The sequence below is a fragment of the Pseudomonas urethralis genome (genome assembly GCF_021602465.1).
Taxonomy (GTDB): domain Bacteria; phylum Pseudomonadota; class Gammaproteobacteria; order Pseudomonadales; family Pseudomonadaceae; genus Aquipseudomonas; species Aquipseudomonas vlassakiae.
In genome coordinates this window covers 252,973-274,177 of the sequence record NZ_BQIJ01000003.1, presented here as the reverse complement: position 1 = coordinate 274,177, position 21,205 = coordinate 252,973, and the positions used below count along the sequence as shown (strand labels likewise).

The following is a 21,205-nucleotide window of genomic DNA, read 5'->3' as shown; positions in this document are numbered from 1 at the left end:
TAGTAAGCTATTTATCCACTGGATAGTTTTTTTCTGACAAGACTCTTCCATTACTCTTGAGCGTCTCCCTGCTCTTGCGACCCGAGGATCCTATGCAATTCAAGCCAGCCGTTACCGCTCTGGTTTCCGCCGTCGCCCTGGCAACCCTGCTAAGTGGCTGTAAGAAAGAAGAAGCCCCGCCCGCAGCGCAGGCTCCTCAGGTCGGCGTCGTGACCATCCAGCCACAACCCTTCACCCTGACCTCGGAACTGCCGGGGCGCACCAGCGCCTACCGCGTCGCCGAAGTGCGCCCGCAGGTCAATGGCATCATCCTCAAGCGCCTGTTCAAGGAAGGCAGCGAGGTCAAGGAAGGCCAACAGCTGTACCAGATCGACCCGGCCGTGTACGAAGCCAACCTGGCCAATGCCCAGGCCAACCTGCAGTCCACCAAGTCGCTGGCCGAGCGCTACAAGCAGCTGGTCAACGAGCAGGCGGTGTCGAAACAGGAATACGACGACGCCAATGCCAAACGATTGCAAGCCGAAGCTTCGCTGAAAAGCGCGCAGATCGACCTGCGCTATACCAAGGTCCTCGCACCGATCAGCGGTCGCATCGGCCGTTCCGCGTTCACCGAAGGCGCCCTGGTAAGCAATGGCCAGACCAACGCCATGGCCACCATCCAGCAGCTCGACCCGATCTACGTCGACGTCACCCAGTCCACTGCCGAGCTGCTCAAGCTGCGCCGTGACCTGGAACGCGGCCAGCTGCAGAAGGCCGGCGACAACGCCGCCTCGGTGCAGCTGGTACTGGAAGACGGCAGCCTGTTCAAGCAGGAAGGTCGCCTCGAATTCTCCGAAGTCTCGGTCGACGAGACCACCGGCTCGGTGACCCTGCGTGCGCTGTTCCCCAACCCCGACCACACCCTGCTGCCTGGCATGTTCGTGCACGCGCGGCTCAAGGCCGGGGTCAATGCCAACGCCATCCTGGCCCCGCAACAGGGCGTGACCCGCGACCTCAAGGGCGCGCCGACCGCACTGGTGGTCAACCAGGAGAACAAGGTCGAACTGCGCCAGCTCAAGGCCAGCCGTACCCTGGGCAGCGACTGGCTGATCGAGGAAGGCTTGAACCCGGGCGACCGCCTGATCACCGAAGGCCTGCAATACGTGCGCCCAGGTGTCGAGGTCAAGGTCAGCGACGCCACCAACGTCAAGCAGCCAGGCAAACCTGATCAGGCCAGCGCGGCCAAAGCAGACGCCAAAGCGGAGTAAACCATGTCGAAGTTCTTTATCGATCGCCCGATCTTCGCCTGGGTGATCGCCTTGGTGATCATGCTGGTCGGCGCCTTGTCGATCCTGAAGCTGCCGATCAACCAGTACCCAAGCATCGCGCCGCCGGCCATCGCCATCGCCGTGACCTACCCGGGCGCCTCGGCGCAGACCGTGCAGGACACTGTGGTGCAGGTCATCGAGCAGCAGCTCAACGGTATCGACAACCTGCGTTACGTGTCGTCGGAAAGTAACTCCGACGGCAGCATGACCATTACCGCTACCTTCGAGCAGGGCACCAACCCTGACACCGCCCAGGTCCAGGTGCAGAACAAGCTGAACCTGGCCACCCCGTTGCTGCCGCAGGAAGTGCAGCAGCAAGGTATCCGCGTCACCAAGGCAGTGAAGAACTTCCTGCTGGTGATCGGCCTGGTGTCCGAAGATGGCAGCATGACCAAGGACGACTTGGCCAACTACATCGTTTCCAACATGCAGGACCCGATTTCGCGGACTGCCGGCGTGGGTGACTTCCAGGTGTTCGGTGCGCAGTACGCCATGCGTATCTGGCTCGACCCAGCCAAGCTGAACAAATTCCAGCTGACTCCGGTCGACGTCAAGACCGCGGTGGCTGCGCAGAACGTGCAGGTGTCCTCCGGCCAGCTCGGCGGGCTCCCGGCCATGCCTGGCACACAGCTGAACGCCACCATCATCGGCAAGACCCGTCTGCAGACCGCCGAGCAGTTCGAAAAGATCCTGCTCAAGGTCAACAGCGACGGTTCGCAGGTGCGCCTGGGTGATGTTGCCCAGGTCGGCCTGGGCGGTGAAAACTATGCGGTCAGTGCCCAGTTCAACGGCAAGCCGGCTTCCGGCCTTGCAGTCAAACTGGCCACCGGCGCCAACGCCCTGGACACCGCCAAGGCCCTGCGCAAGACCATTGCCGACCTGGAACCGTTCTTCCCGCCTGGGGTGAAAGCGGTGTTCCCGTATGACACCACCCCGGTCGTCACCGAATCGATCAGCGGCGTGATTCACACCCTGATCGAAGCGGTGGTCCTGGTGTTCCTGGTGATGTACCTGTTCCTGCAGAACTTCCGCGCCACCATCATCACCACCATGACCGTACCGGTGGTGCTGCTGGGCACCTTCGGCATCCTTGCCGCTGCGGGCTTCAGCATCAACACCCTGACCATGTTCGCCATGGTCCTGGCCATCGGCTTGCTGGTGGACGATGCCATCGTCGTGGTGGAAAACGTCGAGCGGGTGATGTCCGAGGAAGGCCTGCCACCCAAGGAGGCAACCAAGCGCTCCATGGAGCAGATCCAGGGCGCCCTGGTGGGTATCGCCCTGGTGTTGTCGGCGGTACTGCTGCCCATGGCGTTCTTCGGCGGCTCCACCGGTGTGATCTACCGGCAGTTCTCCATCACCATCGTATCGGCCATGGGCCTGTCGGTGCTGGTGGCGCTGATCTTCACCCCGGCCTTGTGCGCAACCATGCTCAAGCCGCTGAAGAAAGGCGAGCACCACACCGCCAAAGGTGGCTTCTTCGGCTGGTTCAACCGCAACTTCGACCGCAGCGTCAACGGTTATGAGCGCAGTGTCGGCGCGATCCTGCGCAACAAGGTGCCGTTCCTGCTGGCCTATGCGCTGATCGTGGTCGGCATGATCTGGCTGTTCGCCCGCATCCCTACCGCGTTCCTGCCTGAAGAAGACCAGGGCGTACTGTTCGCCCAGGTGCAGACACCGGCTGGCTCCAGTGCCGAGCGCACCCAGGTGGTGGTCGACCAGATGCGTGAGTACCTGCTCAAGGACGAAGCCGATACCGTATCCTCGGTCTTCACCGTGAACGGCTTCAACTTCGCCGGTCGCGGCCAGAGTTCGGGCATGGCGTTCATCATGCTCAAGCCTTGGGATGAACGTTCCAAGGAGAACAGCGTGTTCGCCCTGGCCCAGCGTGCCCAGCAGCACTTCTTTACCTTCCGTGACGCGATGGTGTTCGCCTTTGCCCCGCCTGCGGTGCTGGAGCTGGGTAACGCCACCGGCTTCGACGTGTTCCTGCAGGACCGCGGCGGCGTCGGCCATGCCAAGCTGATGGAAGCGCGCAACCAGTTCCTGGCCAAGGCCGCACAGAGCAAGATCCTCAGCGCCGTGCGCCCGAACGGCCTGAACGACGAACCGCAATACCAGCTGACCATCGATGACGAACGTGCCAGCGCCCTCGGCGTGACCATCTCCGACATCAACAACACCCTGTCGATTGCCCTGGGTGCCAGCTACGTCAACGACTTCATCGACCGTGGCCGGGTCAAGAAGGTGTACATCCAGGGTCAACCCAACTCGCGGATGAGCCCGGAAGACCTGCAGAAATGGTACGTGCGCAACGGCGCCGGCGAGATGGTACCGTTCTCGTCCTTCGCCAAGGGCGAATGGACCTACGGTTCGCCGAAGCTGTCGCGTTACAACGGCGTCGAGGCCATGGAAATTCTGGGTGCCCCGGCCCCAGGCTACAGTACCGGCGACGCCATGGCCGAGGTCGAGCGCATTGCCAGTGAACTGCCAAGCGGCGTCGGCTTCTCCTGGACCGGCACGTCCTACGAGGAAAAACTCTCCGGTTCGCAGATGCCGGCGCTGTTCGCCCTCTCGGTACTGTTCGTGTTCCTCTGCCTGGCAGCGCTGTATGAAAGCTGGTCGATCCCGATCGCCGTGGTGCTGGTCGTACCGCTGGGTATCATCGGTGCACTGATCGCCACCAGCCTGCGCGGGTTGTCCAACGATGTGTACTTCCTGGTCGGCCTGTTGACCACCATCGGCCTGGCGGCGAAGAACGCGATCCTGATCGTCGAATTCGCCAAGGAACTGCATGAGCAGGGCCGCAGCCTGTACGACTCGGCCATCGAAGCGTGCCGCATGCGTCTGCGCCCGATCATCATGACCTCGCTGGCGTTCATCCTCGGCGTGGTACCGTTGACCATCGCCAGCGGCGCCGGCGCCGGCAGCCAGCACGCCATCGGCACGGGTGTGATCGGCGGCATGATCAGTGCGACCGTGCTGGCAATCTTCTGGGTACCGCTATTCTTCGTCGCAGTGTCGTCGCTGTTCGGCAGCAAAGAGCCGGAAAAGGACGCCACCCCTGAAACTCCACGTTATGAGGCTGGGCAATGACCAAGTCTTTGTTGTCCCTGGCGGTAACCGCTTTCATTCTCGGCGGCTGCTCGCTGATTCCTGACTACCAGACCCCGGAATCGCCGGTGGCTGCGCAGTGGCCGCAAGGCCCTGCGTACTCGCCGACCCAGTCGGCCGAAGTCGCCGCCGCCGAACAGGGCTGGCGCCAGTTCTTCCACGACCCGGCACTGCAGCAGCTGATCCAGACCTCGCTGGTGAACAACCGTGACCTGCGTGTGGCGGCGTTGAACATCGACGCCTACCGCGCCCAGTACCGCATCCAGCGGGCCGACCTGTTCCCGGCGGTTTCGGCCACCGGCAGCGGCAGCCGCCAGCGCGTGCCGGCGAACATGTCGCAAACCGGTGAATCCGGCATCACCAGCCAGTACTCGGCCACCCTGGGTGTCAGTGCCTATGAGCTGGACCTGTTCGGCCGCGTCCGCAGCCTGACCGAGCAGGCCCTGGAAACCTACCTGTCCAGCGAGCAGGCGCGCCGCTCCACGCAGATCGCCCTGGTGGCCAGCGTGGCCAACGCCTACTACACCTGGCAGGCCGACCAGGCCCTGTTCAAGCTGACCGAAGAGACGCTGAAGACCTACGAGGAAAGCTACAACCTCACCCGTCGCAGCAACGAAGTCGGTGTGGCTTCGGCGCTCGACGTCAGCCAGTCGCGCACCGCCGTGGAAGGCGCACGGGTCAAGTACTCGCAGTACCAGCGCCTGGTGGCGCAGGACGTCAACAGCCTGACCGTACTGCTGGGTACCGGCATTCCAGCCGACCTGGCCAAGCCGCTGGATCTCGATGCCGACCAGCTGGCCGAAGTGCCGGCCGGCCTGCCGTCCGAGATCCTGCAACGTCGCCCGGACATCCAGGAAGCCGAGCACCTGCTCAAAGCCGCCAATGCCAATATCGGTGCGGCCCGTGCTGCGTTCTTCCCGAGCATCAGCCTGACCGCCAACGCCGGCAGCCTGAGCCCCGACATGGGCCACCTGTTCGCCGGCGGCCAGGGCACCTGGCTGTTCCAGCCGCAGATCAACCTGCCGATCTTCAACGCCGGTAGCCTGAAGGCCAGCCTGGACTACTCGAAGATCCAGAAGGACATCAACGTCGCCAAGTACGAAAAAACCATCCAGACGGCCTTCCAGGAAGTCTCCGATGGCCTGGCGGCGCGCAAGACCTTCGAAGAGCAGCTGCAGGCGCAACGCGACCTGGTGCAGGCGAACCAGGACTACTACCGCCTGGCCGAACGCCGCTACCGCATCGGTATCGACAGCAACCTGACCTTCCTCGATGCCCAGCGCAACCTGTACTCGTCCCAGCAGTCGCTGATCACCGACCGACTCTCGCAGCTGACCAGCGAGGTCAATCTGTACAAGGCGCTCGGCGGTGGCTGGTACGAGCAGAGTGGCCAGGCCAACCAGCAGGCTTCGGTGGACACACCGAAGGGCTGATCGACCCGCAACAGCCTCAAGCCCAGCCTCGCGCTGGGCTTTTTGTTGGGCACCATTAACCAACCGGAACATAGCGTTCGATTATCGCCCAATACCGTTTGCGGCGAATTGCCTCACCCCCAGCCAGCCCCGCACCATCCCCCACGCAACGCTTCGCACGTTCATCAAAGACCCGCACCTGCAGGCCGCATCCTGCCGAGTAGCGGGTCGCCCATAAAAACAAGAGATTTACGACAGATGAGCACTTCGCAACCCGCACGCCAGCTGCTGCCCGGCCTGTTGGCCATTTCTTGCGCCTTGCCCGTATACGCCGCCGACAACGGCGGGTTCCTGGAGGACGCCAAGGCCAGCCTCAACCTGCGCAACTTCTACATCAACCGCAACTTCGTCGACCCGGCTCATCCGCAAGGCAAGGCTGAAGAATGGACCCAGAGCTTCATCCTCGATGCCCGCTCCGGTTTCACCCAGGGCACCGTCGGCTTCGGCATTGACGTGCTCGGCCTGTACTCGGTCAAGCTGGACGGCGGCAAGGGAACCACCAACACCCAGCTGCTGCCCGTGCATGACGACGGCCGCCCCGCCGACGACTTCGGCCGCCTGGGCGTGGCCTTGAAAGCCAAGGTCTCGGAGACCGAACTGAAAGTCGGCGAATGGATGCCGGTACTGCCGATCCTGCGCTCGGACGACGGTCGCTCGTTGCCGCAGACGTTCCGTGGTGGCCAGCTGACCTCGAAAGAGATCGAAGGCTTGACCCTGTACGCCGGCCAGTTCCGCGGCAACAGCCCACGCAACGACGCCAGCATGGAAGACATGTCGCTCAATGGCCGCGCGGCCTTCACCTCCGACCGTTTCAACTTTGGCGGCGGTGAATACACCTTCAACGACAAGCGCACCATGATCGGCCTGTGGGACGCCCAGCTCAAGGACATCTACCGCCAGCAGTACCTCAACGTGGTGCACAGCCAACCATTGGGCGAATGGACGCTGGGGGCCAACCTGGGCTATTTCTGGGGCAAGGAAGATGGCGCCGAACGCGCAGGCCAGCTGGACAACAAGACCGCCTCGGCGATGCTGTCGGCACGCTACAAGGGCAACACCTTCTACGTCGGCCTGCAGAAAGTCAGCGGAGACAATGCCTGGCTACGGGTCAACGGCACCAGTGGCGGCACCTTGGCCAACGACAGCTACAACTCAAGCTTCGACAATGCCAAGGAGCGCTCCTGGCAGGTACGCCACGACTTCAATTTCGTCAGCGTCGGTATCCCCGGCCTGACCCTGATGAACCGCTACATCAAGGGCGACAATGTCACCGCCGGTGGCGTGACCGATGGCAAGGAATGGGCACGGGAAAGCGAGCTGGCCTATGTGATCCAGTCCGGCACCTTCAAGGATTTGTCGGTGAAATGGCGTAATTCCACCATGCGCCGGGATTTCAGTACCAACGCGTTCGATGAGAACCGCTTGATCGTGAGCTACCCGCTTAACCTTCTCTGAGCCTGCTGGCCTCTTCGCGGATAAATCCGCTCCTACAGGTACCGCACCGTTTTCAGAACCTGTGCGGTACCTGTAGCAGCGGATTGATCCGCGAAAGGCCAGCAGCCCTCACAAATAACCAGTATGCATAAACAAATCAAAAAACCTTCTTTGACGACATAAGAAACAATCGCTTAAATCGAACCCTGTTCCACCGCAGAGCCTCGACATGGACCTTCGCCAACTGCGCTACTTCATCGCCCTCACCGAATACCGCAGTTTCGTCCGCGCCGCCGAAGCCATGGGCATCACCCAACCCGCCTTCAGCCGGGCCATCCAGAGCCTCGAACAAAATTTCGGCTGCCCTCTGGTCGACCGCGCCAGCAAAGCCCTGCACCCTACTCCCGAGGGCCTGGTGGTGCTGCAGCACGCCCGCCGCCTGGTGCAAGGCGCCAATCAGCTGAGCAATGAAGTGCTGCAGATGACCAAGCTCGACGCAGGTGAACTGCATTTCGGCAGTGGCCCGGCCCTGGCCGTACGCCTGGTCCCACAGGCACTGCAGCATTTCATCGCCAGCCACCCCGGCATCCGCACGGCGCTGATGGTGGACAATGCCGAGCGCCTGGGTCAGGCCCTGCGCCGCGAACAGATCGAGTTCTTCGTCGACGACATCCGCCCCTTCGAAGCCGACCCCAACTTCCATACCGAACCACTCACCCCCCGCCCCGGGCTGTTCTTCTGCCGCCCCGGCCACCCGCTGCTGGCCAAGGACAGCCTGTCGACCAACGACCTGTTCGCCTACCCCTTGGCCAGCGCCCTGCTCGCCCCCGGCGTGCGCAAGCGCCTGGCCAACCTCAGTGGGCGCAGCGACTTCATCCCGCACCTGCAGACCGAGCACCTGGCGGTATTACGCAGCGTGGTGCTGGCCAGCGATGCCGTGGGCACGGCCAGTGAAGAGGCCGTGGCCGAGGACCTCGCCAGCGGGCGCCTGGTGCGCCTGCACTGGCGCAACCTGCCACCGGCACTGGAAGTGCTGAGCGTGAGGTGTGGCGTGGTCAGCCGCAGCGGCTACCGGTTGTCACCGGCGGCACGGGCCATGATCGAGACCTTGGTGGGGCTGGATGCCCCCCTGCGCGCTGCTGCCATTCGCTAAGCTGATGATGGTGGCGGTCACGCCTGTTCTCGGCTATATCGAGGCATCGGCCATCCAGGGAGGCACAACAATGAAAAACCTCGTCGAACACCTGAGCCAGTACGCCAACTATCACCGTGATCCGCGCAACATCGCGACCCACTTCGTCGGCATTCCGCTGATCGTGGTGGCTGTCACGGTCCTGCTGTCGCGCCCCGGCTGGGACGTTGCCGGTATCTGGCTATCACCTGCCCTGCTCGCCGCAGCCGCTGCCGTGCGCTTCTACCTGCGCCTGGACCTGCGCTTCGGCCTGGTCATGGGCCTGCTGCTGGGCCTGTGCCTGTGGCTCGGCCAGGCACTGGCCACGCACACCACCGGCCTGTGGCTCGGCGCCGGGCTGGGTGCGTTCGTGGTGGGCTGGATCATCCAGTTCGTCGGGCATCATTACGAAGGCCGCAAACCGGCATTCGTCGACGATATCAGCGGGCTGATCATCGGCCCGCTGTTCGTGGTGGCTGAAGCGGCATTCATGCTGGGCCTGTGCCCGGCTCTGAAACAGGCTGTGGAAGCCAATGCCGGGCCGGTGGCCGTGCGCGGGGTTTAACCGCGCGACTCTACGCCCAGCTCATCCCACACCGACTCGGCCAGGTGGAAGGTGGCATTGGCTGCCGGGATACCGCAGTAGATCGCGCTTTGCATCAGCACTTCTTTGATCTCGTCGCGGGTCACGCCGTTGTTGGCTGCCGCGCGCAAGTGCAGCTTGAGCTCGTCATTGCGGTTCATGCCGATCAGCATGGCGATGGTGATCAGGCTACGGGTGTGCCGCGGCAGGCCCGGGCGGGTCCAGATGTCACCCCAGGCATGCCGGGTGATCATTTCCTGGAATTCGCCGTTGAAGTCGTTGAGCTTCTCCAGGCTGCGGTCCACATGGGCATCACCCAGCACCGCACGGCGAACCTGCATGCCAGCGTCGTAACGTTGTTTCTCATCCATGGCCAAATCCTCAGCGAGCCAGCAGGAAGTCGAGCACGCGGCGGCTGAATGCCTCGCCGATCTCGACGTTGGACAGGTGCGCGGCCGGGAACTCGGCGTAGGTGGCACCGATGATGCCGGCTTGCAGGAAGCGGCCGTGCTCCGGCGTGGTGACCACGTCTTCGGTACCGGCGACGATCAGCGTCGCCACCTGGATGCGACCCAGTTGCTCGCGGAAGTCGGCGTCACGCACAGCCGCGCAGTTGGCGGCATAACCTTCTGGGCTGGTTTGCGCCAGCATCTGGCAGATGCGCTGGGCTTCTTGCGGCTGGTGTTCGGCAAATGCGGGGGTGAACCAGCGGGCGATGGAAGCATCGCGCAGGCCGACCATCGCTTGCTGGCCACCCTTGAGCACGGTGTCGATGCGGGTGTTCCACACCTCGTCATTGGCGATCTTGGCTGCGGTGTTGCACAGGGTCAGGCTGTGCAGGCGCGCGCCTGCATGGATACCCAGCCACTGGCCGATCAGGCCGCCCATGGACAGGCCGACGAAGTGCGCGTGCTGGATGTCCAGTGCGTCGAGCAGCGCCAGTACATCCCGGCCCAGTTGCTCGATGCTGTACGGGCCCTCGGTGACCTGCGAAGCGCCGTGGCCACGGGTGTCGTAGCGCAGCACGCGGAAGTGTTCGCTCCACAGCGGGATCTGGCTGTCCCACATGCCAAGGTCGGTGCCCAGCGAGTTGGACAGGACCAGCACCGGAGCATCGGCCGGGCCGTCGAGTTGGTAGTTCAGTACGCCATCGGCCAGTTGCAAGTGCGCCACAGCGGTCTCCTTCAGGCAATCAAACGTTGATGTTCGGCCACGGCGCGCGCCACCCAGACGCGCGCCTGGCCGAGGTAATGGGCAGGGTCGAGCAAGCGGTCGAGTTCGTCCGCGCTCAGCTCGGCGCTGACCTGCGGCTCGTCACCCAGTACGGCGCGCAGATGACGCTGTTCGGCCACGGCCCGCTGGCAGCATTGCTCCAGCAAGTGATGGGCGCGGTCACGGCCCAGGCGCTGGGCGAGCACGATGCTGACCGCTTCGGCCAGCACCAGGCCCTGGGTCAGGTCGAGGTTGCGGCGCATGCGCTCGGCATCCACTTGCATGCCTTCGGCGATCACCTGGGCCTGGCGCAGGGCACCAGAGACCAGGCAGCAGATATCCGGCAAGGTTTCCCATTCGGCATGCCACAGGCCGAGGCTGCGCTCATGCTCCTGGGGCATGGCGGCGAACAGCGTCGACAGCAGGCCCGGCACGCGGGTAGCGGCGCCGATCAGCACCGCCGCACCCACAGGGTTGCGCTTGTGCGGCATGGTCGAGGAGCCACCTTTGCCCGGTGCGGAAGGCTCGAACACCTCCCCGGCTTCAGTCTGCATCAACAGGCTGACATCACGGCCGAACTTACCCAGGCTGCCGGCAACCAGGCCCAGTACCGAAGCGAACTCCACCAGCCGATCCCGCTGGGTGTGCCAAGGTTGCTCGGGCAAGCTCAGCTTGAGTTGTTCGGCCAGCGCTTCAGCCACCGGCATGGCCTTGCTACCCAGGGCCGCCAGGCTGCCCGAAGCACCGCCGAACTGCAGCACCAGCAGACGCGGGCGCAGTTCCTGCAGGCGCTGGCGATGGCGAGTCAAGGCCCCGAGCACACCCGCCAGCTTCATGCCCAGCGTCACAGGTGTGGCATGTTGCAGCCAGGTGCGCCCCACCAGTGGCGTGTCGGCATGCAGCAAGGCCTGGCGAGCCAGGGTCTCGGCCAGCTTGCCGAGATCGGCTTCGATCAGCTCCAGTGCAGCGCGCAACTGCAAGACCAGCCCGGTATCCATCGCATCCTGGCTGGTGGCGCCCAGGTGCACGTAGCGTTCGGCTTCGGGCACACCACTGGCGATCACCTTGCCTAGCGCCTTGACCAGCGGGATCGCCGAGTTGCCGGCAGTGGCGATGGCATCGGCCAGGGCCTGCACGTCATAGCGCTCGGCCTGGCAAGCTGCCTCGATGGCCGCCACGGCGCTGTGCGGTACCAACCCGGCGGCGGCCTCGGCACGCGCAAGCGCGGCTTCGAAATCGAGCATGCCCTGCAGCCGGCCACGGTCGGAGAACACATCGCGCATGGCCGGCGCGGTGAAGTAGGCGTCGAACAATTGGTTGCTCATGCAACGTCCTTAATCATCGTGGTGCAGGTACTCCGCCTGCTTGGGCAGGCGCAAGCTGAACAGGAAAGCGATTGCCATCATGGCCGTCACGTACCAGTAGAACGTGTTTTCCATGCCCATGGTCTTCAGGCCCAGGGCCACGTACTCGGCCGAGCCACCAAATGCCGCGTTGGCCACTGCATAAGCCAGGCCCACGCCCAGCGCACGGACCTGCGGCGGGAACATCTCGGCTTTTACCAGGCCACTGATCGAGGTGTAGAAACTGACGATGCACAGCGCCAGGGTGATCAGCACGAAGGCCATGAACGGACTGCTCACGGTCTTCAGCGCCATCAGCAGCGGTACGGTGAAGAGCGTGCCCAGCGCCCCGAACAGCAGCATCGAGTTACGCCGGCCGATGCGGTCGGAGAGCATGCCGAAAAACGGCTGCATCACCATGTACAGGAACAGCGCGCCGGTCATCACGAAACTGGCGGTCTTCGCCGGCATCCCGGCCGTGTTGACCAGGTATTTCTGCATGTAGGTGGTGAAGGTGTAGAAGATCAGCGAACCGCCGGCCGTATAACCCAGTACGGTGATGAACGCTGCGGTGTGGTGACGGAACAGCCCTTTGATGGTGCCGGCGTCCTTGTCCTGGCGGGTTTCGGCGCTGCTGGTCTCGTGCAGCGAGCGGCGCAGCATCAGCGAAATCAGCGCGGCGATGGCGCCAACCACGAACGGAATGCGCCAGCCCCAGGCGCGCAACTCTTCATCGCTGAGCAGTTGTTGCATGATCACGACCACCAGTACCGCCAACAACTGGCCACCGATCAAGGTCACATACTGGAACGACGCGAAGAAGCCGCGCTGGCCGCGCAGGGCCACTTCACTCATGTAGGTCGCGGTGGTGCCGTACTCGCCTCCCACCGACAGGCCCTGGATCAGCCGGGCGAGCAGCAGCAGCGCTGGTGCCCAGGCACCGATGCTCGAATAGGTCGGCAGGCAGGCGATCATCAGCGAGCCGAAGCACATCATCAGCACCGAGATCATCAGGGAATTCTTGCGGCCATGGCGGTCGGCCAGGCGGCCGAACAGCCAACCACCGATCGGGCGCATGAGGAAACCGGCAGCGAAGACACCGGCCGTGTTGAGCAACTGCACGGTGGGGTCGTCGGAGGGGAAGAACGATGCGGCGAAGTAGATCGCGCTGAAGGCATAGACGTAGAAGTCGAACCATTCAACCAGGTTGCCCGATGAGGCCCCGACGATAGCGAAAATGCGCTTGCTGCGCTCTTCACCGGTGTAATAGGTTGAGGTCATGGTGTGTTTACTCCTGAGGGGTCACAGGTAAGTCTAGACATACCCGGTAACACACTCGTTCAGCTTGCGGGCTGGCAATTGGCCTTGTGTCGAAAGTACCGGCCTCTTCGCGGGTAAACCCGCTCCCGCAGAGGGAGGCGTGGTTCCCCCTGTGGGAGCGGGTTTACCCGCGAAGAGGCCGGCACTGATCAAACGCGCTCGATGGCCAACGCCAGGCCTTGGCCAACGCCCACACACATGGTCGCCAGGCCCTTGCGGCCGCCGCTCTTCTCCAGCTGGTGAAGTGCAGTCAGCACCAGGCGCGCACCGCTCATGCCCAGCGGGTGGCCGAGGGCGATGGCGCCGCCGTTGGGGTTCACCTGCGGTGCATCGTCGGCCACGCCCAGCTCACGCAATACCGCCAGGCCTTGGCTGGCAAACGCTTCGTTGAGCTCGATCACATCGAAATCACTGACCGCCACACCCAGGCGCTCGGTCAGCTTGCGCACCGCCGGCACCGGGCCGATGCCCATGACACGCGGCGCGACGCCGGCGCTGGCCATGCCCAGTACCCGGGCACGTGGGGTCAGGCCGTGTTTCTTCACCGCCTCGGCCGAGGCCAGGATCATTGCCGCAGCGCCATCGTTGACGCCCGAGGCATTGCCGGCGGTAACCGTCTTGTCCGGGCCGTTGACCGGCTTGAGCTTGGTCAGCGCTTCCAGCGTGGTTTCCGGGCGCAGGTGCTCGTCACGCTCGACGATGGTTTCACCCTTCTTGTGGGCGATACGCACCGGCACGATCTCTTCGGCGAAGAACCCGGCGGCCTGGGCCGCAGCCGCCTTCTGCTGGCTGCGCAGGGCGAAGGCGTCCTGGTCAGCGCGGGACACTTTGTAGTCGTCAGCCACGTTGTCGGCGGTTTCCGGCATGGCGTCGACGCCATACTGGCTTTTCATCAGCGGGTTGATGAAACGCCAGCCGATGGTGGTGTCTTCCAGCTTCATGTTGCGCGAGTAACCGCTTTCGGCCTTGCCCATGACGAACGGCGCACGCGACATCGACTCGACGCCGCCGGCAATCACCAACTCCATCTCGCCGCTGGCAATGGCACGGAAGGCAGTGCCGATGGCATCCATGCCCGAAGCGCACAGGCGGTTCAGGGTCACGCCCGGCACGCTCTCTGGCAGGCCGGCCAGCAACAGGGCCATGCGCGCGACGTTGCGGTTGTCTTCACCGGCCTGGTTGGCGCAGCCGAAGAACACTTCGTCGAGCTCGCCCCACTGTACCGACGGGTTGCGTTCGATCAGCGCCTTCAGCGGCACGGCCGCCAAGTCGTCGGCACGCACGCCGGCCAGGGCGCCGCCAAAGCGGCCTATCGGGGTGCGGATGGCGTCACAGATAAATACTTCACGCATCAGGCTTCTCCTGCCAGGGGTGCTACGTTGAGCCCAGATTAAGGAGACAAAGGGGTCGCTTACAATTCGATAATCGACTATATGTGCGATTATCGAACTAAATGTTGCTCTGCTATCCATCACCGCTTACGGGGCCGCAGTGCAGCCCCGCCGGATCAGGTCGCGTCGGCGTGGCTCACCAGCCCTTTGACGATCACCCCCACCGTCGCCAGCGCCGCCGGCACCAGCAAGGCGGTCAGGACCTGCTCGAAATTCCAGCCCAGGCCCAACAGCGTTGCACCACTCCAGGCCCCAAGGATGGCGCCGAAGCGGCCGATACCCAGCATCCACGATACGCCTGTGGCGCGGCCTTGGGTCGGGTAGAAGCGTGCGGCAAGCGACGGCATGGCCGACTGCGCGCCGTTGACGCACATGCCAGCCACCAGCACCAGGGTCGCGAGCACGGTGATATTGCCCAGGCTCTGGCCCACGGCGTAGGCAAACACCCCGGCCAACAGGTAGAAGATGCCAATGACCTTGTGCGGGTTGAAGCGGTCCATGGCCCAGCCTACCGCTACAGCGCTGAGCACACCGCCGAACTGGAACAGCGCACCGATGAACGCAGCCTGCTCCATGCTGGCACCGCTGTCGCGCATCAGCGTCGGCAGCCAGCTGGTCAGCAGGTAGACGATCACCAGGCCCATGAAGTAGGTCAGCCACAGCAGGACCGTGCCCAGGCCATAAGTACCCGAGAAGATCACCGCAAACACGTTGCGCGCAGCCACGGCCTTCTGCTCCGGCACGCTGAAGCTGGCCGCCTGGGCCACCACCGCCGGCGCGATCGGCGCCAGGGTCTTGCGCACCTTGTCGTTACCGCGGTTGCGCACCACCAGGAATCGCGCCGACTCCGGCAACCAGACCATCAGCACCACGGCCAGCAGTAGCGGCAACACGCCACCGACCACCAGCAGACTGTGCCAGCCGTAGGCCGGGATCATCTTCGCCGAGATGAAGCCACCGCCGGCCATGCCCAGGTTGAAGCCGCAGAACATGCTGGTCACCAGCAGTGACTTGAGGCGCTCCGGGGTGTATTCGGACAACAGCGTGGTGGCATTGGGCATCCCCGCCCCCAGCCCCAGGCCCGTGAGGAAGCGCAGCACCAGGAGCTGGTCAACGTTGCTGGCATAGGCCGAAGCCAGGCTGAAACCACCGAACACCAGCACCGCACCGACCAGCACGCCCTTGCGCCCGAAACGGTCGGCCAGCGGCCCGGAACCCAGGGCACCGAAGACCATGCCGATCAATGCGGCACTCATTACCGGGCCGAGGCTGGCACGGTCGATCCCCCACTCTTGCGACAGGGCTGGCGCGATGAAGCCCATTGCAGCCGTGTCGAGGCCATCGAGGAAGACAATCAAAAAGCAGAGGATCACCACCCGCCACTGATAGCGCGACAGCGGTTGTTCATTGATGAAGGACTGAACGTCGAGATTGTTCCCGACAGACTGTGGTTGGTTCATTGTTGTTATCCAGAAAGGGGGCACGGTCCGGCCACTGCACCAGGGTCAACTGTACAGGGCTTGATAGCGATGAAATGCGGCCTGAGTCAGCCTGGATACAACGGTACTGCGAACGGGTGCGGCCGCGGCAGTCGAGTGACAGTGGTCATGGGATGCGCCTCTTATGTTTTTCTTGTATCGGTCGGCTGAGCCGACCGTTGCGAGAGACATTAATCAGCGATTGGAGGAGGCGCAATTGACCCGGAGCGACACTGTGCGTTTATCGAACAGGAAACAGTGTCGCCAATGGCGTCAGCCGAACAACTGGTGACAAAGATCGCGGCTGGCCGCCAACAGGATCGGCAGGAAGCGTTGCTCCAGTTCACTGCGCGTCACCCGCCCGACGTGAGTGCTCACGTTCAGCGCCGCCAGCACCTGCCCGGACGCATCATAGATAGGCACGGCGATCGAGCGCAGCCCTTGTTCCAGTTCCTGGTCGACCACGCACCAACCCTGTTCCCGCACTTGCTGAATGCAGGCGAACAATGACTCCGGGTCATTCAGGGTACGACTGGTGCGCGCCTTGAGGTCGGCGCGGTCGAGGTATTCGCGCAGGCTGGTGTCGTCCATCGCCGCCAGCAGGATACGGCCCATGGACGTGCAATAGGCCGGCAACCGCCCGCCGACCGACAGGTCGACCGAAATCAGCCGCTCCACCGTAGCCGAGCGGGCTATATACAGGATGTCGTCGCCTTCGAGGGTTGCCATGTTGGCAGCCTCGTGCAACTGGTCGCTGATGCGGTCCAGGTATGGCTGGGCCGACACCGCCAGCGGTGTTGACGACAAGTAGGCGTGGCCCAGGGTCAACACTTTCGGCAACAGCGAATAGGTACGCCCATCGGTGGTGGCGTAACCCAGCTTGATCAACGTGTGCAGGCAGCGGCGCACGGCAGCCCTGGGGATTTCCGTGCGATGGCTGATCTGGGCGATGGTCAGGTGGCGCTTGCGCTCCTGGAAGGCCTGGATCACCGCCAGGCCACGCGCCAGGGAGGTCATGAAATCAGGATCACCGGTAAACGCCTGGATACGCTTGGCCGGCGAAGCCACGATCGGCGGTGCCAGCGCAGGTGCGCTCGGGCGGGCCGCTTCTGGGCTGGCAGTTTCGTTGGCCGTGGTTTCGTCGTTCATCGCTCACCTCAAATAAATCGCTGGCTCGTGCGATTATCGAACGAACGGCCGATAATCGCAATTGACCGCCGACAAATTTACTTATACCTTTCTCCTGCCACATGTGGCTTCTTTGGAGAGACTGGTCAGGTACCCACCGTAGAAGTCCCCAGGCAACGGCCTCGCCTCGTGCGGGGCCGTTTTATTTCTGCTTTTGGTTTAAAAAAACAGTGAACTGCTGCAGGTACTGTTTGCTCAGAGTTTGTACGAACCGCCAAGGTTATTGAAACTTTGCACGCCATTGCATAAACACCCCCTGTTTGACGATTTACTGATTGCTATAATCGATTCCGCTGGCCCGGATCGACACGCTGCCATGCAACCCTGGCCCGGTTTCGTTCGCCCACCAGCACGTCGCATGTATGGACAATTCGTCCTGTGCACAACACCCACCCACGACTACTCATTCAGGTATTACTGTGACGAAAGATGAACTGCGCGCAGAACTCGAGCGCCAGGCAGAACGTTACAAGGAAGTTTACGGTGGTGAAGTCACCACCTATGCCGCGCAACCGGAACCGGAACGCAAGCCGTGGCGCAAACGTGCCACCGTCCAGGACCAGGCGTTCAGCCAGGAACTGGAAAAAATGGAAAAGGAACTGCGCACCGAGCAATCCTGATCTGCCCGCTGCACGGCCATCACGTCGCGGGCGCAGCGCCCTCGACGCGGCTTATCTTTACTGAAAAGCCGAGGATGAAATGGAATCACACAAATTTCATACAACCGTTTTAAGACTGGCCGCTCCGATATTTTCGCGGACATTTGCCGTTTTTTCGCCTTTTTCTCGTTTTTTTGCGGCATTTATTCCGCCAGATCTCGCCGCCTGCCAGGCTGAGAGCGCACTCACAACGTTGCCATCGGTCAGCAGTGGGTGCATCGATTGCCAAGGTTTTCTGGCATAATCCCGCCCCCCTATGACCGCCAGACAACCTTCATGATCGATTTATTCAGCGGACTGGATGCCTGGGTATTGGTGAGCCTGCTGCTCGCCCTGACCTTCGTGCTCGCATTCGAGTTCATCAATGGCTTTCATGACACCGCCAACGCGGTAGCCACCGTCATCTATACCAAAGCCATGCCACCACACCTGGCCGTGTTCTTCTCCGGGGTGTTCAACTTCCTCGGCGTTCTGCTCGGTGGTGTCGGGGTGGCCTATGCCATCGTGCACCTGCTGCCGGTCGAGCTGCTGATCAATGTGAATACCGGGCATGGCCTGGCCATGGTCTTCTCGTTGCTGGCCGCCGCCATCACCTGGAACCTCGGGACCTGGTACTTCGGCATCCCCGCCTCCAGCTCGCATACCCTGATCGGCTCGATCCTCGGGGTGGGCCTGGCCAATGCACTGATCAACGACATCCCGCTGGGCGATGGCGTCAACTGGCAGAAGGCGATCGACATCGCCATGTCGCTGGTGGTCTCGCCGATCGCCGGCTTCGCTGTCGCAGCCCTGGTGCTCATCGGCCTGAAATGGTGGCGCCCGCTGTCGAAGATGCATAAGACGCCTGAACAGCGCCGCAAGCTCGACGACAAGAAGCACCCACCGTTCTGGAACCGCCTGGTCCTGGTGATTTCGGCCATGGGCGTGAGCTTCGTGCACGGCTCCAACGATGGCCAGAAAGGCATCGGCCTGATCATGCTGGTGCTGATCGGTATCGTTCCGGCCAAGTTCGTCCTCGACCTGAACAGCACCACCTACCAGATCGAGCGCACCCGCGACGCCACCTTGCACATGAGCCAGTTCTACCAGCGCAACGTCGCCACCCTCGGCGAGTTCCTGGCACTGGGCAAGGCCAAGTCGACCGACTTGCCGGAGCAGTTCAGCTGCAACCCGCAACAGACCGAACCGACCATTGCCGCCCTGCAGTCGTCGCTGCAAGGCGTGACCGACTACCATGCGCTGGATGCCGAGAAGCGTGTTGAAGTGCGCCGCTATTTGCTGTGCCTGGACGACACTGCGAAGAAAGTAGGCAAGCTGCCTGGCCTGGAGGCCCGGGAAAAGGCCGACCTCGAGAAGCTGCGCAAGGACCTGACCGCGACGACCGAATACGCCCCGTTCTGGGTGATCGTGGCCGTTGCCCTGGCCCTGGGCCTGGGCACCATGGTCGGCTGGAAGCGTGTGGTACTGACCGTCGGCGAAAAGATCGGCAAGCAGGGCATGACCTATGCCCAGGGCATGTCGGCCCAGATCACCGCAGCCTGCGCCATCGGCATGGCCAACGTGTTCGCCCTGCCGGTGTCGACCACCCATGTACTCTCGTCCGGCGTTGCCGGCACCATGGTCGCCAACAAGAGCGGCCTGCAGGGTGGCACCGTGAAGACCATCCTGCTGGCCTGGGTCCTGACCCTGCCGGCCTCGATGGGCCTGGCGGCCGGGCTGTTCTGGTTAGCCTCCAAGGCACTGGCCTGAGCGATCCTGCTGTCCTGAAAAAGGCCCTGTGGGAGCGGCCTTGTGTCGCGAAAGGGCCGCTAAGCGGCCCCAGCAATTTGTGCTGTAGCATAGATCCTGGGGCCGCTGCGCAGCCCTTTCGCGACGCAAGGCCGCTCCCACAAAAGCCGCGCTGCCTTCACTTCTTCTTGCCACCCAGCAACGACCCCATCAACCCGCGCACCAACTGCCGCCCCAACTGGTTGGCTGCCTGGCGCACCGCCGACTTGATCGCCTGCCCCGCCGCACTCTGCAAAAAGTCCCCTGCCTTGTCGGCGAAACTCTCTTCATCGGCTTTCGGCACCGGCACCGGCTCCACCGCTTCACCTTTGCGCTGAGTCAGCATTTCATAGGCCGACTCCCGATCGATCGCTTTGTCATAGCGCCCCAACAAGGGGGACGCCGCAATCAACGCACTGCGCTCCGGCCCACTCAACGGCCCGATCCGCGATTGCGGTGGCGCGATCAGCACCCGCTGGACCATCGCCGGCGTGCCCTTGTCTTCCAGGGTGCCCACCAATGCCTCGCCAATCCCGAGTTCGGTCAGCACCGCCAGGCTGTCGAACGCCGGGTTGGGGCGAAAGCCATCAGCCACGGCCCTGAGTGACTTCTGCTCCTTGGCGGTAAAGGCGCGCAAGCCGTGCTGGATACGCAAACCCAGCTGGGCCAGGACACTGTCGGGCAAGTCCCCCGGCGACTGAGTGACGAAATACACGCCAACGCCCTTGGAGCGGATCAGCCGCACCACTTGCTCCAGACGGTCCTGCAGCGCCTTCGGCGTGCCATTGAACAACAGGTGGGCCTCGTCGAAGAACAGCGCCAGTACCGGCTTGTCGGCATCACCGCGTTCCGGCAACTGCTCGAACAACTCGGCCAGCAGCCACAGCAGGAAGGTCGCGTACACCTTCGGCGCCTCATGCACCAGCCGGCTGGCGTCGAGCAGGTGGATACGCCCGCGGCCGTCGGCATCCGGCCGCAACAGGTCCTCCAGTTGCAGCGCAGGTTCGCCAAACAGCGCCTCGGCCCCTTGCTGCTCGAGCGTTGCCAGCCGGCGCAGCAAGGCCTGAGTCGAGCCAGTGGTCATCAACGCACTGTCTTCGCCGAGCAGTTGCGGATTGTCCTTCAGGTGCGCCAACAGGGCCTTGAGGTCTTTCAGGTCGAGCAGCAGCAAGCCTTCGCGATCCGCCACCTTGAATGCCGCATACAGAGCGGCCTGCTGGCTGTCGGTCAACTCCAGCAGGTTGCCAAGCAGCAGCGGGCCCATTTCGCTGAGCGTGGTCCGCAACGGGTGGCCGGACTGCCCCGCCACATCCCAGAGCGTTAACGGATACGCTTTGGGGGTATGCGCAAGCCAAGGCATGCCAGCGATCCGCTCGGCCACTTTGCCTTGTAGCGCGCCTGCAGCACCCAGGCCGCACAGGTCGCCTTTGACGTCTGCCGCGAACACCGCCACCCCGGCATCGCTGAACACCTCCGCCAGGTGCTGGAGCGTCACGGTTTTGCCAGTACCCGTAGCACCGGCGACCAGGCCATGGCGATTGGCCAGGCGCATGGCTTGCTGGACTGGCTGACCGCTTGGGTCAGCACCTACAACTATGGTCGAAGTATCCGACATCTCTCTCATCCCCCGCTCAAGCTTTGGCTTAATTCGGCCGATACCATTGGGTGATATTCGCCTTAATAGACAGGAGCAACCGAAAAGGACTTTTCGGGAAGTTGCACTGTTTGCAGCGATACCGTGCGAACGCCCGATAAAACCTTAGCGG

The 21,205-nt window shown here is 63.1% G+C and carries 16 protein-coding genes; 8 read left to right on the top strand and 8 right to left on the bottom strand.

Features of this window, described 5'->3' with window-relative positions; all coding sequences use genetic code 11:
- Window positions 1-92: 92 nt before the first annotated feature.
- The 6 genes from ttgA to L6D64_RS06770 all read left to right on the top strand — a co-directional run bounded on the left by ttgA (window position 93) and on the right by L6D64_RS06770 (window position 9,063).
- Window positions 93-1,247, top strand: coding sequence for a toluene efflux RND transporter periplasmic adaptor subunit TtgA (gene ttgA, locus L6D64_RS06795; RefSeq protein WP_176505954.1), 1,155 nt, complete (start codon window positions 93-95; stop codon window positions 1,245-1,247).
- A 3-nt stretch (window positions 1,248-1,250) separates the two neighbouring features.
- The gene (gene ttgB / locus L6D64_RS06790) at window positions 1,251-4,403 is read left to right on the top strand and encodes a multidrug efflux RND transporter permease subunit TtgB (protein WP_176505953.1); all 3,153 of its coding nucleotides are present in this window, start codon (window positions 1,251-1,253) and stop codon (window positions 4,401-4,403) included.
- On the top strand, window positions 4,400-5,854 hold the full coding sequence (locus tag L6D64_RS06785; protein WP_176505952.1) for an AdeC/AdeK/OprM family multidrug efflux complex outer membrane factor: 1,455 nt from the start codon (window positions 4,400-4,402) through the stop codon (window positions 5,852-5,854). The genes ttgB and L6D64_RS06785 overlap by 4 nt, the downstream gene beginning before the upstream one ends.
- 237 nt (window positions 5,855-6,091) lie before the next feature.
- Window positions 6,092-7,348 carry an OprD family porin gene (locus tag L6D64_RS06780; protein WP_176505951.1) on the top strand — a complete coding sequence of 419 codons (1,257 nt, stop codon included), beginning with the start codon at window positions 6,092-6,094 and terminating at the stop codon, window positions 7,346-7,348.
- A 208-nt stretch (window positions 7,349-7,556) separates the two neighbouring features.
- Window positions 7,557-8,480, top strand: coding sequence for a LysR family transcriptional regulator (locus L6D64_RS06775; RefSeq protein WP_176505950.1), 924 nt, complete (start codon window positions 7,557-7,559; stop codon window positions 8,478-8,480).
- 70 nt (window positions 8,481-8,550) lie between these two features.
- Window positions 8,551-9,063, top strand: coding sequence for an Mpo1 family 2-hydroxy fatty acid dioxygenase (locus tag L6D64_RS06770; protein ID WP_176505949.1), 513 nt, complete (start codon window positions 8,551-8,553; stop codon window positions 9,061-9,063).
- Here L6D64_RS06770 and pcaC read toward each other — a convergent pair.
- The 7 genes from pcaC to pcaR all read right to left on the bottom strand — a co-directional run bounded on the left by pcaC (window position 9,060) and on the right by pcaR (window position 16,974).
- On the bottom strand, window positions 9,060-9,452 hold the full coding sequence (gene pcaC, locus L6D64_RS06765; protein WP_028635111.1) for a 4-carboxymuconolactone decarboxylase: 393 nt from the start codon (window positions 9,450-9,452) through the stop codon (window positions 9,060-9,062). The genes L6D64_RS06770 and pcaC overlap by 4 nt on opposite strands.
- Before the next feature lie 10 nt (window positions 9,453-9,462).
- On the bottom strand, window positions 9,463-10,254 hold the full coding sequence (gene pcaD, locus L6D64_RS06760; RefSeq protein ID WP_176505948.1) for a 3-oxoadipate enol-lactonase: 792 nt from the start codon (window positions 10,252-10,254) through the stop codon (window positions 9,463-9,465).
- Between the two features lie 11 nt (window positions 10,255-10,265).
- Window positions 10,266-11,618, bottom strand: a complete 1,353-nt coding sequence (locus L6D64_RS06755) for a 3-carboxy-cis,cis-muconate cycloisomerase (RefSeq protein WP_176505947.1) — start codon at window positions 11,616-11,618, stop codon at window positions 10,266-10,268.
- 9 nt (window positions 11,619-11,627) lie between these two features.
- Window positions 11,628-12,917, bottom strand: coding sequence for an MFS family transporter (locus tag L6D64_RS06750; protein ID WP_176505946.1), 1,290 nt, complete (start codon window positions 12,915-12,917; stop codon window positions 11,628-11,630).
- 188 nt (window positions 12,918-13,105) lie between these two features.
- Window positions 13,106-14,311, bottom strand: a complete 1,206-nt coding sequence (gene pcaF, locus L6D64_RS06745) for a 3-oxoadipyl-CoA thiolase (RefSeq protein WP_176506044.1) — start codon at window positions 14,309-14,311, stop codon at window positions 13,106-13,108.
- A 152-nt stretch (window positions 14,312-14,463) separates the two neighbouring features.
- Window positions 14,464-15,807 carry a 4-hydroxybenzoate transporter PcaK gene (gene pcaK / locus L6D64_RS06740; RefSeq protein ID WP_176505945.1) on the bottom strand — a complete coding sequence of 448 codons (1,344 nt, stop codon included), beginning with the start codon at window positions 15,805-15,807 and terminating at the stop codon, window positions 14,464-14,466.
- Between the two features lie 291 nt (window positions 15,808-16,098).
- On the bottom strand, window positions 16,099-16,974 hold the full coding sequence (pcaR, locus tag L6D64_RS06735; protein ID WP_176505944.1) for a pca regulon transcriptional regulator PcaR: 876 nt from the start codon (window positions 16,972-16,974) through the stop codon (window positions 16,099-16,101).
- 458 nt (window positions 16,975-17,432) lie between these two features.
- On the opposite strand from pcaR, the gene L6D64_RS06730 reads away from it, so the two are divergent.
- Together L6D64_RS06730 and L6D64_RS06725 are read left to right on the top strand one after the other, a co-directional pair.
- Window positions 17,433-17,633, top strand: coding sequence for a hypothetical protein (locus L6D64_RS06730; RefSeq protein WP_176505943.1), 201 nt, complete (start codon window positions 17,433-17,435; stop codon window positions 17,631-17,633).
- A 315-nt stretch (window positions 17,634-17,948) separates the two neighbouring features.
- Window positions 17,949-19,421 (top strand): inorganic phosphate transporter, encoded by a 1,473-nt coding sequence (locus L6D64_RS06725; RefSeq protein WP_176505942.1) that lies wholly within the window; start codon window positions 17,949-17,951, stop codon window positions 19,419-19,421.
- Between the two features lie 157 nt (window positions 19,422-19,578).
- Here the strand turns inward: L6D64_RS06725 and L6D64_RS06720 are convergent, their stop codons facing one another.
- Window positions 19,579-21,054: a helicase HerA-like domain-containing protein gene (locus L6D64_RS06720; RefSeq protein ID WP_176505941.1), complete on the bottom strand. Its 1,476-nt coding sequence runs from the start codon at window positions 21,052-21,054 to the stop codon at window positions 19,579-19,581.
- Window positions 21,055-21,205 lie beyond the last annotated feature (151 nt).

What these genes read in the sequence shown, in the direction of transcription:
- ttgA (WP_176505954.1), top strand. Translation starts at nt 93, where the DNA reads ATGCAATTCAAGCCAGCCGTTACCGCTCTGGTTTCCGCCGTCGCCCTG.
- ttgB (WP_176505953.1), top strand. Translation starts at nt 1,251, where the DNA reads ATGTCGAAGTTCTTTATCGATCGCCCGATCTTCGCCTGGGTGATCGCC.
- L6D64_RS06785 (WP_176505952.1), top strand. Translation starts at nt 4,400, where the DNA reads ATGACCAAGTCTTTGTTGTCCCTGGCGGTAACCGCTTTCATTCTCGGC.
- L6D64_RS06780 (WP_176505951.1), top strand. Translation starts at nt 6,092, where the DNA reads ATGAGCACTTCGCAACCCGCACGCCAGCTGCTGCCCGGCCTGTTGGCC.
- L6D64_RS06775 (WP_176505950.1), top strand. Translation starts at nt 7,557, where the DNA reads ATGGACCTTCGCCAACTGCGCTACTTCATCGCCCTCACCGAATACCGC.
- L6D64_RS06770 (WP_176505949.1), top strand. Translation starts at nt 8,551, where the DNA reads ATGAAAAACCTCGTCGAACACCTGAGCCAGTACGCCAACTATCACCGT.
- pcaC (WP_028635111.1), bottom strand. Translation starts at nt 9,452, where the DNA reads ATGGATGAGAAACAACGTTACGACGCTGGCATGCAGGTTCGCCGTGCG.
- L6D64_RS06755 (WP_176505947.1), bottom strand. Translation starts at nt 11,618, where the DNA reads ATGAGCAACCAATTGTTCGACGCCTACTTCACCGCGCCGGCCATGCGC.
- L6D64_RS06750 (WP_176505946.1), bottom strand. Translation starts at nt 12,917, where the DNA reads ATGACCTCAACCTATTACACCGGTGAAGAGCGCAGCAAGCGCATTTTC.
- pcaK (WP_176505945.1), bottom strand. Translation starts at nt 15,807, where the DNA reads ATGAACCAACCACAGTCTGTCGGGAACAATCTCGACGTTCAGTCCTTC.
- pcaR (WP_176505944.1), bottom strand. Translation starts at nt 16,974, where the DNA reads ATGAACGACGAAACCACGGCCAACGAAACTGCCAGCCCAGAAGCGGCC.
- L6D64_RS06725 (WP_176505942.1), top strand. Translation starts at nt 17,949, where the DNA reads ATGATCGATTTATTCAGCGGACTGGATGCCTGGGTATTGGTGAGCCTG.
- L6D64_RS06720 (WP_176505941.1), bottom strand. Translation starts at nt 21,054, where the DNA reads ATGTCGGATACTTCGACCATAGTTGTAGGTGCTGACCCAAGCGGTCAG.